Here is an 18,309-nt window from a genome sequence, read left to right as displayed (position 1 = left end):
CTCCGGAAAGTATCAAAATAATTCCATATGTCGGAGTTCCCGCGCCATCTCCGGCTCAGCGTGCCTTGTTTGAATCTGGTTCAGATGGAGGATGGCCTTTCCTTTTATGATATAAAGTAAGGAGATATTTTTGTGATATCTCCCTACTTTGTTTATAAAATCATTCTGTTCCTAACACATACACCTCTGATATAGAGGCAGACGGAGAACGATGGCTTTCTGTAATAACCAACTTCATATATCGAGCTTTTTTTATTTCTCCCAATACAATCGTTTTAGCATTCGGATCAGCCGTTTTTTCAAATTCCACTTTCCCGGCAATTTCCCAACTACGGTTATCTGTACTGATTTCAATATGAGCAGTCTTCAAATCCGTATTACCCTGTCTTTTAGCGATGGTTACACATTTTACGCCTTTTACTGTGTTCATATCAATTGTAATAGAATGCGGTAATTGAGCCGTAGTTGCCTGCCATTCACTATGCCAGAATGTTGAAGGGTCATTATCTATAATCTGAGCTGCACGACCGTTGGCACCTGTCGGTTCTTCCGAAGAGAAATCATCTATCTTCCAGGTCCCTCTGTCTAATTTCAAATATTCAGGGAATATATCATCCAAAGAACCATCTCCTACATAATAGGTTGGAAACTTATCAACAGGAGAATCCAACTCGAATTGATCCAAGGCATTTTCCTCCGGCAAAAAGATCGTCTTATAACTGTATTCACCTCCCAACACATAATCATCGATCACAGTAACAGTTTCCGACGCAGGAATATTGATTGTCTTTTTTTCCCCAGTTCTATTGATATAAGTAAATAAAACATTCGAAGAATTTCCACCCTCTTCCCAATACAGGTTAACTTTATCAGCCAATGTCTCCACTAACCGGATCTTCCTTGGATTTAAATTAGATTTATAGATATCACCATAAACAGTTCCCTCAATTTCACTGCCCATAGACAAACTATTATCCACTCCGACATGATATAAATTGAAAATAAATGTACCTTCCGGCATATCTTCTAAAATATAAGAGAGATATCCATTCTTATCGACTTCCCCTCTGTCAATCGGGAAACTCACAGAATCTTGTTTATCATTCCAAAGAATTTTACAAGAAGTGATACGCGGGTCTGAATTTATTTTCCACAGGAGTTTAATCCGGTTGATTCCTCCTGCAGTTGTGACAGAATCCGCTTTTCCGATATAAGCTATTTCTCCTCGGTCCAAATATTCTTTTATATTATCATTCATACCATCACATGATACAAATAATACTGCAAACAAACTACATATAATTATTACAGCTTTCATAAATATAAAGTTTATATATAAATTATTTTTCTACAACTTTCCCCCAGAAAGACAATTCCGAGATGTGTATATTTGCTGCTCCTCCCCACGTTTCATGCACATGGAAACGAAGATAACGAACAGGAGGTGTATCTAACGGAAATTCGAACTCAAAACCATTCTCTGCATACTCCTGATCTTCGTTTGTAATAGGGGTATTTTCTCCGGAGGGTTTAAAAGAATAGCAACTCAATAACAGATGCCAGTCTTCTTTGAATCCACCTTCAATCCAATACTCTTCATCATGATTTTCATATTTAGGAGAAGTAGTTCCGTACACATCCCATCTTTTCGGATTAAAATGTTTATAAGCCCAACCGCTAAGCCTATGCCACAACTTATACCGGCTCAACTTGGCAGTAACCCCTAAATCGATTGTAAAATACATTGGGGATTTTGCAGTATTTGTATGCCATCCCTGGTCCCCGGCGATTCCATCTCTGATTTTATTCCAGGCCCAATTACCTCCGAGTTCAGTCATATTATCTCCTAAAAGTTCTTCCCGTTTCCATTTGGATTTATCCATTTCCATTTCAAAAAGAGGAGTGAACGTGTTAGAAAGTGTATCAGAAAAATTATCCCATCGATCACGAATATATACACCAAAAACACGCGCTTCATCATTAAAACCACGCAAAGAATATTTGCCTTCGGCAGTACTCGTATAAACAACATCGGCCACATTTAAATCACCTATGGAATCGGCAGCTACCAAATAGATGGCTATATCCGCCTCCGTTTTATTTTCCCATTCCACTTGTATACCACCGAATCCTTCTTTTACTTTCAATGACTCATAGATCAATTGCACAGGAGGTGTAGTAGGATGGATGGTAACTTCCACCGGTTCTGAAACATTGTTGCTTCGGTCAATACAATACAGTTTTATTTTTTGTTCATCCGTACTTCCGAAACCTTCAACCATCAACTCATTATTATACATGGAAGAAGAAGTATTCATCTCCTTTCCATTAATATGATATACAGCATTCACATACAATAAATCATCATCATGAGGTAAATCGTATGTTATTTTCGCTCCACCCGGTAAATTTTCCACCTTGGGATTTTCTATTTTACCCGGAGGTACCGAGTCTATTCCAGGTTGTCCGACATATTCTTGTTTGCAAGCATTCAGTAAAACTGTACATGCAATTAAAATATAAAATAATTGTTTCTTCATATCGTTTCCTTAATTATATGACCATTAACTCAATTTGTACTCCCCCAACCAAAGTTCTGAACCAGATTAGGATTCACATCAATCGACGCTTGTTTTATTGGGAAGAAATAGTTCTTTATGCTAAATGAAGGATTTGCAATCGTTTGTATCTTATAATAACTTTCCGTATCACTTGCTGACACATTCCAGCCTTGTATTGGATGTTTAAACTCTTCTCCAGCCTCTTTCCAACGTAACAAATCCCAGAAAGTTTCACCCTCAAAAGCCAATTCAATCAAACGTTCGCGATGAATAATTTCACGCATACCATCCTGGGTAGAAACCTTATTCGGCATAGTAGAATATTTAGTCCAACTCTCAACTACCCCCTTCAAAGAAGCTCTTTTCCTTACCTTATCAATCCATTGGTATACTTCCGCATCAGGACTGGATTTTATTTCATTCAGTGCTTCCGCATATAATAAATAGAGGTCGGCCAATCTAATTACAGGAAATGAATAACGATAGGAGGTAAAAGTGCCCTGGTTTCCTACAGTCTCGACCGCAACCAGTTTTTTAGGCAAATATCCAGTGATGGAATAGCACTGTGATGCAATCATTCCACCTGGTTGCCCCTTTTTCATCTGTGCATAAGTCAATTTAGAATAATCATTATCTCCAACTATACCATTCCCATATACAATGGCACCGTCAAAAGAAAGTGAGGCATAAAAACGCGGTTCACGAGCGATGTTCAGTCGAGCTGTTTTATAACCGGTTTTCATATAATAACAATCTTGTTCCGCCACTTCAGTTATTTTATATCGGTTCTCATAATCCCATTCTTTATCTTCATTGATGGGAACTCCATTTTTAGTATAAAAACGTTCTACCGATCGGATGGTAGGTGACAAAAGAGAAAGCATAACCTCCGTCTTCTGATCCAATTTTGTTCTTACAAAAGATACTTTCTGCAAAAAATTATCATTCTTTGTCGATCCCCAAATTATCTCTTTATTCCAACGTTCAGTTATTGCTTTACGAATATTCAATTTTTGACGTGTGGAATCAGTTACCGGATCAAAACCTTTGTAATAATATAGCTCGGCTCCCTGACTTTCGGCAAAATCGATAGCCTCTTTTAAAGCCTTTGCTGCAACCTCCCATTTACCAGCATCATACGAGGTTGAAAAAAGATTTCGACCTTGATTATCCTTCAAATTTGTATAATAAGGATTTCCGTTGAAAAGAGGGCTAGCATTCAACACAAGTGTTTTAGCCTTCAATGCCAACGCAATTGATTTCGTAACACGTCCCATCTCTTCAATTTCGATTTGAATATTATCCGGCAAATCGACAACCGCCTCATCCAGCAACTGCACGATATAATTAACCACATCATCCACCGGATCACGATAAACCCGTACTTCTTCCGGAGAAGCCGATACCGGAAGGTTTTTCTCTATAATAGGGATCGGACCATACAACCGCAACAGATAATAATGATAATAAGCCTTCAGAAATTTAGCTTCAGCTACCCACCTCACTTTTTCATACTCTTCCAAATCGACAGGCTTATCAATATTTTCCAAAAATATATTACAATCGCGGATGGCAACAAAAAGATTATGACCATCATTTCCTCCATCCCAATAGTTTAATAATGGATTATTGGATTTCTGCCCGATCTTTGCTGCGTTAAAAGAATTCAAACTCCCCCAATAATATGTACCTTCTTCTGTTATCCAGGACTCATATCCACACAAAAATCCGGGATTCGTATTCGGACTGGTAGGATTAGGTAGATAAGAATAACAAGTAAATAAATATTTCTCTGCATTAATCCTGTTATTGAAAGCATGATCAATAGTCGGTATATTATCCGGAATAACATCCAGATAATCACTACATGAACCTAAACTCAATAGGCTGATCAGCAAAATAAATACATTAATTATCTTTTTCATATAGTACTCGTTTTATAAACTAACATTAACTCCAACATTAAACACACGCTGTACAGGATACCCTAAACCATTTCCTGCCATTTCCGGATCCCACAATCTGAACGGACTAATCACAAATAAGTTTGTTCCACTTAAATAAAACCTTACCATTCCCAAATGGATCTTTTTAGTCAGTTCTTTAGGAATTGTATATCCTAGCTCAGCCGATTTCATACGTAAAAATGCTCCATTCCGCATAAACCATGTACTGGTTTGTGTATTATTGCTAATACTCCGATCTGCCAAACGTGGCCAAAAGGCATGAGGATCCCGATGTGCTTCCGACCAATGACTATCAACGATTTCTTGTAACAGTGCATTTCTGGCAACTTTACCGGCATCTGTATCCGAACCGTTATCCGTATCTATAAAAGGAGTAATCTTCCTCGAATCAATCCAGAAAGAAGAACGGGCCGATCCTTGAAAGAATGCCGAGAAATCGAAATTTTTATAACCCACTGAAAAACCGAATCCATAAATAATCTCCGGAGTTGTTGGATAACCGATAGGAACTTTATCCTGATCATCTATAATTCCATCCATATTGATATCCTTATATTTAATATCACCCGCCATATATTCACCGAACTGCTGAACCGGAGAGTTTTTTACATCCTCCTCATCTATAAAAAGTCGTTCGGCAATAAGCCCCCATCGTTGGGATAGTTTCTGTCCTTTATGCCTGCGCCAAGGGGTACTGCTATATTCCGGTTCTTCATAAACCTTGAATTCTGCCGTCGCATACGTAAAATTACCTCTCATTGTCAACCAAAAATCTTTATTAAACGATTGTGAGTAATCCAATGACATATCGACGCCCGAACCAAAACTCTCTCCGACATTTGACTGAGGTGTTGCCTGTAAACCCATAGTTGATGGAATAGCAGAACGCTTTTGCAATATATTCTTCCGATTCTCCCTAAAATAATCCAATTGTAATTCTGCTTTTCCCCATAATCCCAATTCTATGCCATAGTTTTGCTTATAAGCTTTTTCCCAGGTAATAAACGGATCTTCATAACGACTAATGGAGACACCGTTTTTTGAATAGCCGAAATCCGTTCCAAAAACATAACCACGACCCGAATTATCTAAATTCACATTCGACAGATAAAAAAAGCGGTCTTTTGCTTCCCCTATATTATCATTACCTACAAGCCCGTAAGTACCTTTCAGTTTTAATTTTGTAATGATATGACTTAACGGCTCAAAAAACTTTTCATTTGAAATCATATAACCGACACCTGCTGAAGGGAAAAATCCATAACGTTCTCTGGAAGAAAAACGCTCTGAGCCATTATATCCAAAATTTCCTTCTACGAAATAACGATTATCGAATGCATAGGTTAAACGTCCGGCAAGACCTATATTCCGAAAAGGAAGGGATTGTTGCAGATCACCGGCATTACCTATCAGTTCTTCACGAGTTGTAAAAACCAGCATACCACTTACACTATGTTTTTCTCTGAAAGTATTATTATATTGCGCTGCCGCTTCAAAATAAGTCGTGCTGCTGACTGTCTTTTGGCCTTCATTATAATCAAGATACTCCTTACCACTCTGTTCATTCAACCCCGTAAGCCTGTAAACATCCTGATATTTATCATATGAACCTACTTTATAATAAAAAGGTGTGTAATATCGGGATACGTCAAAATAAGAAGACCTGGAAGTATTGAACAATCCTCTCACCGACAATCCTTTTAGCAGGAAATCAAGATCCTGTTTCAATTCCAACTGAGCTAATATAACCGTTTTACTGTAATCTTTATACCCTTTTACCATATCAGCATATGGATTGATATGATTAGCGCCGTCATAATTTCCAAATAAAATATGTTGTGTATACTTATGAGTTTCATCCGGTTCATAATAAGCAGGGTACAATACCGGGCTTGTTCGCATCACTTTATTATATAAACCGCTACCACCATCTAAAGGGCCGCTGTAATCATCGAAGGTTCCGTGCAAACGGACTATTAATTCGGTTGTTTTTGTCACATTAATATTAACATTACTGCGAAGCAAATACTTTTTCAAATTAATATTACTATTAAAATTATTCCGCTTATCAACTTTCAAAATACCATTATCCTGATTAAATGAAGCTGCCACATAATAACGTGCTACTTTCCCACCACCACTGATATTCATATTCAAGCGCTGGTTCATCGTATAATCTCTAAACAACATATTTTTCCAATCAGTGGCGGGATATACATTCGGATTTCCTATGCCTGTATTAGCAATTTTCTCATTCGAGTAAGGAAGTACGCCTAATGGGTCACGTGTTTTTACTGCCTCATTATGCAAATTCATATAAGTAATCGGATCAGCCAATTTCACTTCGCTAGCCGGAGCAGCCAGGGAGTTTTCGAAACGAATGGAAAATTTAGCTTTACCTTCCTGCCCCTCTTTAGTTGTAACAAGTATTACCCCGTTTGCTCCACGAGCACCATAAAGAGCCGTTGCATTGGCATCTTTCATAATTGAAAAACTATTGATATCATCGGTATTTAACCGTGCCAGGTCCTCGGAAGTAAATTCTACACCGTCAATCAGGATCAACGGATCACTTTTACCTGTACCGAAGGTAGTTACCCCACGTACAAAGAAGTCTGCATTATCCTGACCCGGTTCTCCGCTTCGTTGATAAGAAATAACGCCGGACATACGTCCTGCCAAAGCTGTAGTCAGGTTACTGCTTGGGACTTTCAACTCAGAAGGTTTTATCGTTGTAATAGAAGCCAATACACTTTCTTTTTTCTGTTTGGCAAATGCAACAATAGTGACCTCTTCCAGTTCATCCGTTTTCTCTTTCAGCGTAATAAACAACTGTTTCTTATTTTCGACTGCTACTTCCTGGTCTTGCATACCCAAGTAAGAAAATTGTAATATATCAGTATCACTGACATCGATGGAGAAAGTACCATCGATGTCAGTAGTAACACCACGTGGTGTCCCCTTCACCTGAATAGCAACTCCCGGCAAAGCTTCTCCCATTTCATCAATAACTTTACCGGTTATTTTCTTTTGCTGTTGAGTAATTGCTGATGCTAAAATTGTTTTTTCAGCTTTTCCATTTTTTTTGGTAATGTAAATCTGTTTATCAACAATATTATAAGCATTGTCGGTACCTTCGAACAACTCGTCCAATATTTTATCGACAGTTTGTTTTTTCACGTTTATTTCGACTCGCTTGTTAGCATCGATTACACCTTCATAATAAAAAATGACAAACTCGCTGTTTTGTTCAATTTCTTTAAAAACGTCCTTTAAAGTCTTGTTGGAAAGATTTAAGGATATCTGAACTTTTTGTGAATAGGCTAAACTGGCCGGCATATCAGCTGACCAACCGGATGTTGCTATTAAACAAGCAACTGCAACACATAGTAATTTTCTGGATTTACGTGTTTTTAGGTTTATTATTCGTTTGTTTTCCATACATTTGTACTGATTTTTGATTTAACTGGAAAGAATCTTCGCACAATTCTTTCTTTTAAATTTACGACCGGATAATACCTCCTATTATCCGGTTTTGTTTTTCAGATTTTCTTTACATCATATTCTTACTTTTTTTAAGGTTTAACAAAACGGATATATATTCTCTCTCTATTATAAACTTAACCGGCATGGTCGACTCTAAGCCGGTCAATACTTTTACCATATCATCACTCAAATTCAGTGAACCAGAACAGCGTAACGCTCCTACTTCGGTATTATATGTTATTTTTTTGCCATAATAATCCGATAGCTTATCCAAAACAATTGAGAAACATTCATTATCAAACGTATAAAATCCATCCTTCCAAGAAATATAATTCTCCACATTTACTTTCCTTATATTAGTAGCTCCCTCTCCATAAGAAAGCCGATCCGAAGGTTCCAAGACGGATTCCGACCGATTATCAGTCCGCACATTTACTTTACCTGATACAAGAACGACCGATGATTCCTTATTCGCCGCATAAGCAGAAACATTAAACTTCGTACCTAATACACGAATATTCATTTTTTCTGATTTAACTATAAAAGGCCGTTTCTTATCAGGAGAAACTTCTATATAAATTTCTCCATCTACATATATTTCACGCTTCTTATCTTCAAATATAACCGGATAAACCACACGTGTATTCGCATTCACCCATATTTTAGAACCGTCTGCCAACTCTATAAATGAACGTTTAGCTGCAGGCACAATCAACTGATTATAAACAGGTTCTTTCTGTCCTTGTCTATTTGTATCCGTAGATTTCTGAGAAAGATCTACTTTTTGAGTATTAATACGCAACTCCCCTTTTTTACTATACTGCAAACGGGATCCCTCTTCCTCTATATTTACTTTTTTTTCATCTGCTAAAATTAACTGGACCGTTTCTACCGAATGTTCAGGCTTTTGCACTTTTTCAATTGCTGTCAAATTATCCTTTGCATAATAGCCTGTATAATAAAAGCCTCCCACCAACAATAGCAATACAGCCACTGCCGCAACCGAAGAATACCAATACCTAAATAATTGTTTTTTATGAGTTGTACGAGAAATCCGCTTCCAAAGTAATTCCGTATCATCCGATGAAAAAGTACGCTTACGGTGGGGGATTGAGCTAAGAATGGTATTTGCACATAGAATTTCCTTCGCAAGGACTTCATCCTTACGTTTCAATTCTTCCCAAAAAAAATGTGATTCAATAGTCGGATTGAAAAATGATTCGAGAAAGAAATCATCTTCCAATAACTGCTCCGCTGAATAACCTATATAATTTTTATCGTTCATTCTGATTGCATTTAGAAGGTTCCCCTATAAAGTATACAACCGAATTCAAATTATATACTCAACAAAAACACTCTTTTTTCAAAAAAATGATAAAAAAGATGATAAACGGTATGGAATCCCGTATTTTTTTGAGCGAACGTTGGATAGAATTTTGTACTGACTGATAATTCATATCCGTCAAAACTGCAATTTCCTCTATGGATAGTTCCTCCATATAACGGTAATAGATTATCTCCCGCTGACGGTCAGTCAAAAGACCGAGTATCATGCGAACCGTTTTTTGCTGTTCGCTTTGATTTAATGCATTTGTTACCTGATCTTCAGCTCCCGGATCTAAATATTCATTATCTTCCAAATCAACTTTATCAAAAAACAACTCCCGTCTCAATAAATTATACAAACGATTTTTTAAACAAGTAAACAAATAGAATTTGATATTAACCTCTGCTTTCAGGAGCTTCCTGTCATTATGTAATTTCACAAAGATATCATGGATCGCATCCTGAACAAGATCTTCATCAGTAGTGAACTGAATGCCATATCGAAACAAAATACCAACATATCTTCTATATATGATTTCAAAACAGTTATTATCCCCGTTTATGAAGTTCATCCAAAGATCATTATCCGATGTTTTATGATTTTCTAATAGCATATCTTCGTTTCTCTTTTCCTATTTCCTGTATACGACATTAAAAGTAGGAAAATATTTGAATCCATCAATCCCCAGGACTGGATAATAAATAAAAAGAGGGCTGTTGATATATCTAACATTGAGGCCTTCGACTGCCTAGATAATTGATATAAACAACAGCTCACACCCTTTTATTTTGAATATTCCCATATGCAAATACACAGGGATATAACAAAAACAGGTATGTGAGCGTTCGCTGTCTACTATCCAATTATCTGAAAGTGTCGAAGTTCCAATGTTAGGATAATATCATAAAACGCTTCTCGTAATTAATCCAATCATTTTACGGCAACATTTTACCAACGATTGGATTACAAAAGTAGAAAGAAGCCTTTGGTTTCACAAATTATAATATACTTTTTTCCACCTATTACAACAAAGACGAAAGTTAATTCATCTAACTCCGATCAAAAAAAAAGTGTTACAAGCACTTCTTCCGTTCCGACAGGCAAGACAGTTACTTTGCAACACTTTCTTCATACATTCAGAGAAAGATCACTCGATCTCCGGACGATCTTCACCGCCTCCTTCTTCAGGAGTTGTCTCGGGTGCGCCATTCAATTCCATCCAAAAGATGTTGTCGCTTACGAGCGTACGGTTCATCGACTTACTACCGCTCTTCTTCGTGGCTTCAGGGATGAAACGGACACGTACACCGGTGATCTGCGATGCATTCACCTTATCTGCCGAGTCAGCTCCATTGCCGTTAGAGGTGCAGGTGTAGTAGAAAGTACCCAGACCATCGATCTTCACGCTGCGTCCCTGTGCCATATAATCGGCCAAAACGCCTGCCAGATCCATCAAGACAGCATAGACGTCAGCACGACTCACGGTAGAAATCTGCGACAGGCGATCGGCTACCTCTTTCGTCGTTACGGGTTTGCCCACAGTAACTGCCTGCGGATGCCACTTGCCACTCATCTTTTTAAGAACCTTTTTAAAGAATGCCATAATTGAATAATTTAAAAACTCCCCCTTACTTTCTGCACATACAACAAGTCTAAGGATTGGCATAGTGACCTATAAGAAGTCACCGTGTCACCTATAAGAAGTCACGATGCCACCTAAGATTAGTGGCATTACCGCCCTACAGAGCTGTTCCAATACATCAAGTAACGGGATAAATCTGATTACCGGAGTTCCCACGCCATCTCCGACTTAGCGTGTCGTGTTTAAATTCAGTCATTTCGTATTTTGTATTTACTTTTTATTACAGGAGCTTCCATGACTGTTTTCCTAAGGTTATAAGGATCAATACTTACCTTTCCTTTTACCAATTCGGGAACATTATAAGAAGTCAGACAATAAATATAAAAATCTGGGTCCTCCTGAGGCAAAAGAAACGGTTTGGAAGCCTTCCCGGCATCATTGATTTGTGTAAACCAAGGGTACGTATAATATCCGTCATTCCGACGACTGCTAAATACCACCCATCCACCCACAGACGACCAGGAATGAAAACTATCCACATCCTCCGAGTTTATCTCGTCTAGCGTCCTATGTGTCTTATTTTTTAAATCATATAAAGCCAAATCAGATGATTTATGATAATTGGAAAACGAACCGTATTCCACCTCCGTATAAAGCAAAAAACGTCCGCAGGGAGAGACTCTCGGATGTAACATACTTTTATTAATCCGAGAAGCTGACACTAATGTATCCACCGTTTCCCCAAATTCCATTTTATCCACATCAAAACGAATCGCACAAAGAGATAATTTTAAATCACTCTTATATTCAGGAACCTGAACTGCTTTACCCCCGCAATAAATCAAGGTTTCACCATCGGGCGTAAACACAGGATAGTTATTATGTAATGAATCTGCAAATAGTTCCGGAATTGTATAACTTTTCTTGTCTTTCAAATCATATACTATCACATCCGACCCCAAGTCAAAGACCTCTATGGGAGTCTTCCCTTCATAAAAAATTTGTCGCGTCTGACTAACAGAAAAAGCAATGTAGTTGCCCGACGGATGCCAAAAAGGATATCCGGCGGCCTGTGACATTTCTCCCGCCTGAGTATCCACTTTCTCTATTTCTCCATGTCGGATAAAATAAGTCCCCGGATTTTTCTGACGTGAATGAAACAGCATCTGATCCGGATCATTCTGACAAAAAGAATGGCAGTTTATACAGCCGGTTTCCGATTTCATATTATCGATTAAAACTTCATCATTAAAGTTTGTCAAATTCCGCTGGTTAATCGACATAGTATTAGTAGTTGTATACCCTGGTTCTATTTTTCGATAAACCAGTACCGGATCGATTGGAGCAATCGACACCTCCCAGTCAAACGGAGCGTATTGATATGTCTTTCCATCCCATTCGGCTTTCAATGTCACCGATATACGACCTCCTTTAGCCTTTTCAAGCCATTGTTTCCACTTCTTTTCCGGGAAAATAATCTTTTCTTCTCCTGTAAGTACCCAACTCTCGTCAGAAAACCGCAACACAGCCTCAACGCGCTCAGGGCGGCCAACCACTTTAAAGTTCAACGGGGCAATATTGTAGGGTATGACAATATCGGTATAATCGGGAAACAACCGGGGTTTCTGCGACAGTTCCTCAGTTATATCCTTGGATACGGATTGACACGAAATGCATACCCATACCAATAAACAGAAATAACAATACCTATTTATGAACATCGACAGATTCATAATAATAAAAGTAACTGGATTTATAATCATTATTCATTACCAAATAACCGGATATCGTATTTAGCGGACGTTTTCCCTGAGTACAATACTCTTTGAAACGCGCCAATACGCCTTCATCATAGTTTATCTTTAATTTCCGGTCTTCACTGATTTTATTCTCTCGCTCATAGATTAAAATTCCTTCCTGACACAGGATCGGGATTTCCGAGTTCGGAGAAAAATCCAATTTATAGCGGACCATCCTAGCCACCCAATCAACCTTTTTCTCCAGTAATGCCAAATTCCAAGCATATTCCAAAGCCAATGTTTCAAATGGTAATTGGATAGCTAGGTTTGTTATATTTTCTAATGGCCTGTTCATACCTATTTGGAAACCATATGAAGGAAGCATCTTCCGGAAACGAATGATCCAATCGACCTGTTCCAGATCTGGATCATGTTTCATCCGGTTCAACAAATCGACAGCCCAGCGATTATACATCACCGTTTTTTTCAATATACGCAGAAGTTTTATTGCCAAATCATTTTCCCGATAAATCAAATGGATCATCGCCAAGCGTTTAAGATGATAAGGGTTCACCCCCGTATCCAACATCGACATGGCTTCAGTCGAGAACACCTGGCTAGCCCGAAAACAACCTAAGTTCCAATAGATATCGCTCAAACGAGTTTTCGAAACATACGATTGCTCACCCGCTGAAACCAATGACTTCGAATAAGGGAATCCATCCCGAAACAAGGCATTGCTCAATTGCCCGGTTTGTGCCAATGCCATATAATAATAATTCAAGGTTCTAGAGTTCAGTTTTTTGACATCACCTATACTACCCAGTAATTTATTCCATTCACCTTGTTGCATTAGGTAAAACAATTTCATCTCAAACTCTCTGGCACGGTCGGTATTCACACAACAAGCATATATAACCAGCAGAAGATAACCGGAGGCAACAAAAAAATACCTCCGTGTGCAACGCAATAAAAAGATACAACCGACAAAAGAAATCATATAAATCAGATACCAAGGATACCAATCCAATTCCCATTCAGCAACAAACACTTCTTCCATCGGGAAACAATATCGGAGCAATAAAGTCGTGAACAATGCTGAAAAGGCAAAAAGAGAACAAAGAAAAATCAGATAAGAATAGTTTCTCACACCTTTCAGATACTCATAAACAAATATATACAAACAGGCTGCAAATGCCGCCTCTTTACAAACGAACCAAAGAACGCAAGCGAGGAAATAGCCGAACAAAACACGTATGCGCTTATCGGATAACCCGATATAGAAACGGCAACAGATAAAAGACATCAATAAAGCAAGATCCTTCGACAAAGGATAATCGGAAAAAGTATGTAGAGACCAAACAAATGTCGTCGAATATAAGAAAGACAAAGGAATACGGTAACGAGATCCGGCAAAAGGCTTTAACAACATATTTATCAGAAGCCCCAGGAGAAACGCCATACTTATCAAGACACCGATACCCCAATACCTAATCACATAAAATTGTACAAAAAAAGAGGCTAGATAATCTACAATTCCTTGTATCCGAAGAAGAAAAGAGGTGAAAAAATCAGTTGTTGCTAAAAAATAACCAACCTGTCCAGATAAAATAATCCGGTAAGATTGGGTATAAAAGAGATATGTTACCATACCTACGAATAGAAACAGGACAAATAATATGTCCGCAACCTTCCTGTTCATAATGAATTCACTTTAGAAGAAAGGAGGGTATGTTGTAACCCAACACACCTCTCCTTACATTCAACATGTTTATCTACAAGTTATAAAGAATACTCATTCAGGAAAATCCCTTGAATCTTCTTTCGTATTAAAGCTATCCGGTGAATTAGCCGCCGGCTTATATACTGTATAATACGTAAATGAAGATCCGCTTTGGACATTCTGCACGATATCTTCCGATACAGTAGCCAACACCTCACGAACCTGTTGTTGACCGGTTGCATCGGTATAAGTTATCACACTCTTCACCGCACCGTCATTTGCCGCACCCCAGGTTATCACCATATCGCCTTCTTCCGTCTTTGAAATGTTTTCAATATGACGGTTAGGTAAAGTGTTCCGATAATCTTCACCGCAAGCTCTACCGGTTGCTTCAAACGGAAGTGAGCGATTTCCGTATTTATCAAAGCTGACGATTTGGAACAGATATTCACGCTCCGGCAGATTTTCTATCATAAGAGAGAACTCACCGACTTGCCCGCCGACATTGAAGTCGACAGAATCCGTATAAGCATTCCAGTAAATACGGAGCTTCTCAATACGTTGGGCATTGATGAACAATTCCATCTTAACACGACCGTTACCCGGGCCGACGGATGCACTATCCACTTTCGCCGCATAAATAGTTTCGCCTTCTTCCAAGAAACCAATATGTAAAGCGTCCATATCATCACAAGACGTAGAAAATACCCCGACACAAAAAATCAGCAGGGGAATAACATATTTTACTATCATACTTCTATACATTTAATAATTACCTTACTTATCCTCACCAACCTGTCCATAGACCTCTATTTCAGACATATGGAAAAAGTCACCATTAGACCAAGTTTGCAAAGCATGCAAACGGAGATAACGAACCTTAGGTTTACTTGGATCACAAACGAACTCTTCACCTGCTTCGGCCCATTGCCTGTCTTCATCGGATATCTGTCCTAATGGTAATCCGGAAGGTTTAGTACTCTTACAATCCATCATCAAAGTCCAAACCGAAGGATCATTCAAATTTTCAGCATCTGAGGTTCCCCAAATTTCAAAATGTTCCAAGTTTCCATGTTTATAAATCCAGTCACCCAAACGTTGCCATACTTTGATACGGCTGATCTTCCCGGTCACACCTAAGTCGAATGTAATCCATTGCGGCCAAACACCAGACCCATTAGCTGTATGGAATCCTTGATCACCTTTCTTCCCATCAAACAAGTTTGCGAGAACCCATCCCCAAGCCGAAGGTTGGTCGCCTTCAATAGACATACCTGTGATTTTTGTTCGATCAAATTGTTCCTCAAACAGAGGAGAGATGGTCGTTTCCAAAGCTTCACTTACATTTCCCCAACGATCCTGTATATAAATTTTAAAATCTTTCGGATCGGTATCCATTCCACGAGTCGCGGCACTACCATCTACTACTGTGCTATAATAAGCATCGATCCGATTGAACTCATTGTTATTGTCTTTTTGTTCCAGAACGACAGAAATCTCAGCTCTCCCAGGATTATCCCAGTAGGCATGTACCCCTCCAAAATCGGCAATCAACTTTAAAGTGCGTCCGATAGTGACCACCGGAGCCTCCAGTGGCTTCACGGTCACTTTCACCGGTGACGATTCATTCAAACTACGGTCTATGGCTACCAGTTCCACGGTGCGTTCATCTTCCGTACCGAATCCCTCGATTTTAAGAGTATCCACAAATAAGGAAGCCTTCACTTCACTCGGAACTCCTGATTTCAATTCATAATTCGCTTTTACACAAAGCAGGTCCTCATCGTCCGGTAAAGTGTATTTTAAAATAGCCCCACCAGGAATATTGGTAACTTCTACATTGCTAACAGGCTGCGGAGCGACAGAATCCGTTTTAACAAACGTACGTTCCTCTTCCGAACATGCGATCAGAAGTAAAACGGAAAGTATATATAATAAATTCTTTTTCATTATTCCATTTATTATGATTACTAATTTACCAATCAAAATTCTGAACCAAATTCGGATTAATCGAGATCTCTTTCTCATTGATCGGCCAGAAATAATCTCGTACAGAAAATTCAACAGGAGTTTGGGCAACTGAAGTCACCGTATAGAACAAATCTTGAGTATCTCCCAGAATGACATTCCACCCTTTCGGTTGTTCATTAAAATCTTGAATTTTCTTCCAACGTCTAAGATCCCAAAAATGTTGTCCTTCAAAGACCAATTCGATTTCACGTTCATGCTGTATAATTTCCCGTAAGCCTTCTTTGGTAGAAACTTTAGAAGGAGAAATAGAATATTTAGCCCAAGAAGTTTGAACACCTTCCAATCCTGCACGTTCACGAATCATATCTACATATTTATATACTTCACCGCTCGGGCCGCTATATTCGTTCAAAGCTTCAGCATACAACAAATATAGATCTGCCATACGCATGATCGGGAATGGATAATACTCTATACTATAATCGTTCGCCGTCATAGCATCTTTAAAACTATGCATTTTCTTAGCTCCGTATCCTGTAACAGAGAATGCCTCGGAAGCAGAAGCAACTCCTGAATATTCTTTCGCACAAAATTCGCAATGTTTTACATTGTCCGGAAACTTATTATAACCGTTACCGAAATAGATACCTCGGTCAAAACCTATATTTGCATAGAATCGGGGTTCACGATTATAATGTAGATTAACAGTCTTCTGCCCCTCCTTTACATAATACTTTTCAGCACCGGAAGAGACTTCCGGACGAATTTCGTAACGTTGGCTATACCAGTTGTTCTGTACCCAGTCTCTATCTTCATTGATAGGTACGCCATGGGATGAATAGAATTTTTCAACCGTATTCAATGTTGGGGCCCACTCGGTACGAACTACTGTTCCCATTTCTGCACCAACACGCAAAACACGGGATTGACATCGTTGAACAAATGAATATTGGTCATTATTAGTACTCCCCCAAATCAGTTCACAATTCCAACGATCACAAATAGCCTGACGTAAAGTGGTCTGCAATTTGAAGGTATCGTTCTGCGTACTCAACAGTGGATCTACACTCGTATAAAGCCGTTTATTCTGTGCATGAGCCATATCAATCGCCTCCAAACAAGCATCTGCTGCTTTTTTCCATTTTTCAGGATCATACGTTTGAGGGAATAATTGTACTCCGCGATTATCGACCAAAGAGGCATAATCCGTATTTCCATTAAACAATGGACTTGCAGCATATGCCAGAACTCTAGCTTTCATTGCTTTAGCCACCAGATTATATACTCGTCCGGCTTCAGTGCCTTCCACCAAGTCGTCATTAGAAGGAAGACCTGCAGCCGCTTCATCCAGCAGATTTACTATATAATCAACAACATTATCTACCGGTTCACGATATACTTTTACCTCTTCCGGAGTAGCCGATACCGGCAGATTGACATCCATAATAGGTATAGGACCATACATTCGGAACAAATAAAAATGATAATAGGCTTTCAGGAATTTTACTTCTGCTATCCAACGGTCACGTTCATACGAAGGTAAATCTGTTACTTTATCCACATTCTCAAGAAAGATATTACAGTCACGAATACCATCCCACAAAGCCGGAATGACAAAGGAACCCCCTGATTTAGCTCCACTCCAGAAGTTCATATAAGGATTATTCACTTTCTGCATACCACGAGCAATATAACGCCCGGCAGTATTAATATAGGAATGGCACCAAACTTCGTCTGTAGCAGCAATTGCCGGATCCCACTGGAAATCACCATGTCTCGGACGATAGCTATAACAAGTATATAAATACTTTTCACATGCTGTACGATTACGGAATGCATAATCAATTGTCGCCATATTATCCGGAACAATATCCAAATAATTACAAGAGATACATTCCAGTAATACGATACAGAACAGTAAACTTTTTAATAATATATTTTTCATCATCTTAT

At 38.7% G+C, this 18,309-nt stretch carries 12 protein-coding genes; all 12 read right to left on the bottom strand.

Annotated elements, in window-relative coordinates; all coding sequences use genetic code 11:
• Window positions 1-160: 160 nt before the first annotated feature.
• On the bottom strand, window positions 161-1,258 hold the full coding sequence (locus NBH15_RS10865; protein ID WP_250822664.1) for a DUF4998 domain-containing protein: 1,098 nt from the start codon (window positions 1,256-1,258) through the stop codon (window positions 161-163).
• Between the two features lie 82 nt (window positions 1,259-1,340).
• Window positions 1,341-2,540, bottom strand: a complete 1,200-nt coding sequence (locus NBH15_RS10860) for a DUF5000 domain-containing lipoprotein (protein ID WP_250822663.1) — start codon at window positions 2,538-2,540, stop codon at window positions 1,341-1,343.
• Between the two features lie 29 nt (window positions 2,541-2,569).
• Complete coding sequence (locus NBH15_RS10855) at window positions 2,570-4,486, bottom strand: RagB/SusD family nutrient uptake outer membrane protein (RefSeq protein WP_250822662.1); 1,917 nt, start codon at window positions 4,484-4,486, stop codon at window positions 2,570-2,572.
• A 12-nt stretch (window positions 4,487-4,498) separates the two neighbouring features.
• The gene (locus NBH15_RS10850) at window positions 4,499-7,969 is read right to left on the bottom strand and encodes a TonB-dependent receptor (RefSeq protein WP_443146938.1); all 3,471 of its coding nucleotides are present in this window, start codon (window positions 7,967-7,969) and stop codon (window positions 4,499-4,501) included.
• 112 nt (window positions 7,970-8,081) lie between these two features.
• Window positions 8,082-9,299, bottom strand: coding sequence for a FecR family protein (locus NBH15_RS10845; RefSeq protein ID WP_250822661.1), 1,218 nt, complete (start codon window positions 9,297-9,299; stop codon window positions 8,082-8,084).
• A gap of 58 nt (window positions 9,300-9,357) precedes the next feature.
• The gene (locus NBH15_RS10840; protein WP_250822660.1) at window positions 9,358-9,954 is read right to left on the bottom strand and encodes an RNA polymerase sigma factor; all 597 of its coding nucleotides are present in this window, start codon (window positions 9,952-9,954) and stop codon (window positions 9,358-9,360) included.
• A 534-nt stretch (window positions 9,955-10,488) separates the two neighbouring features.
• Window positions 10,489-10,944 carry an HU family DNA-binding protein gene (locus tag NBH15_RS10835; RefSeq protein WP_250822659.1) on the bottom strand — a complete coding sequence of 152 codons (456 nt, stop codon included), beginning with the start codon at window positions 10,942-10,944 and terminating at the stop codon, window positions 10,489-10,491.
• A gap of 227 nt (window positions 10,945-11,171) precedes the next feature.
• Window positions 11,172-12,644 carry a TolB family protein gene (locus tag NBH15_RS10830; RefSeq protein WP_250822658.1) on the bottom strand — a complete coding sequence of 491 codons (1,473 nt, stop codon included), beginning with the start codon at window positions 12,642-12,644 and terminating at the stop codon, window positions 11,172-11,174.
• Window positions 12,631-14,313: a DUF6057 family protein gene (locus NBH15_RS10825; RefSeq protein WP_250822676.1), complete on the bottom strand. Its 1,683-nt coding sequence runs from the start codon at window positions 14,311-14,313 to the stop codon at window positions 12,631-12,633. The genes NBH15_RS10830 and NBH15_RS10825 overlap by 14 nt, the downstream gene beginning before the upstream one ends.
• A gap of 144 nt (window positions 14,314-14,457) precedes the next feature.
• The gene (locus NBH15_RS10820; RefSeq protein WP_250822657.1) at window positions 14,458-15,138 is read right to left on the bottom strand and encodes a DUF4998 domain-containing protein; all 681 of its coding nucleotides are present in this window, start codon (window positions 15,136-15,138) and stop codon (window positions 14,458-14,460) included.
• 24 nt (window positions 15,139-15,162) lie between these two features.
• Window positions 15,163-16,335 carry a DUF5000 domain-containing lipoprotein gene (locus NBH15_RS10815; RefSeq protein WP_250822656.1) on the bottom strand — a complete coding sequence of 391 codons (1,173 nt, stop codon included), beginning with the start codon at window positions 16,333-16,335 and terminating at the stop codon, window positions 15,163-15,165.
• A gap of 25 nt (window positions 16,336-16,360) precedes the next feature.
• A complete protein-coding gene (locus NBH15_RS10810; protein WP_250822655.1) occupies window positions 16,361-18,304 on the bottom strand; it encodes a RagB/SusD family nutrient uptake outer membrane protein in 1,944 nt (647 codons plus the stop codon).
• Window positions 18,305-18,309: the final 5 nt, after the last annotated feature.

The sequence above is a fragment of the Parabacteroides caeci genome, from assembly GCF_023656795.1.
In the GTDB taxonomy this organism is placed as follows: domain Bacteria; phylum Bacteroidota; class Bacteroidia; order Bacteroidales; family Tannerellaceae; genus Parabacteroides; species Parabacteroides segnis.
The sequence above is the reverse complement of the archived record's forward strand: the minus strand, read 5'-3'. Positions and strand labels throughout refer to the sequence as shown.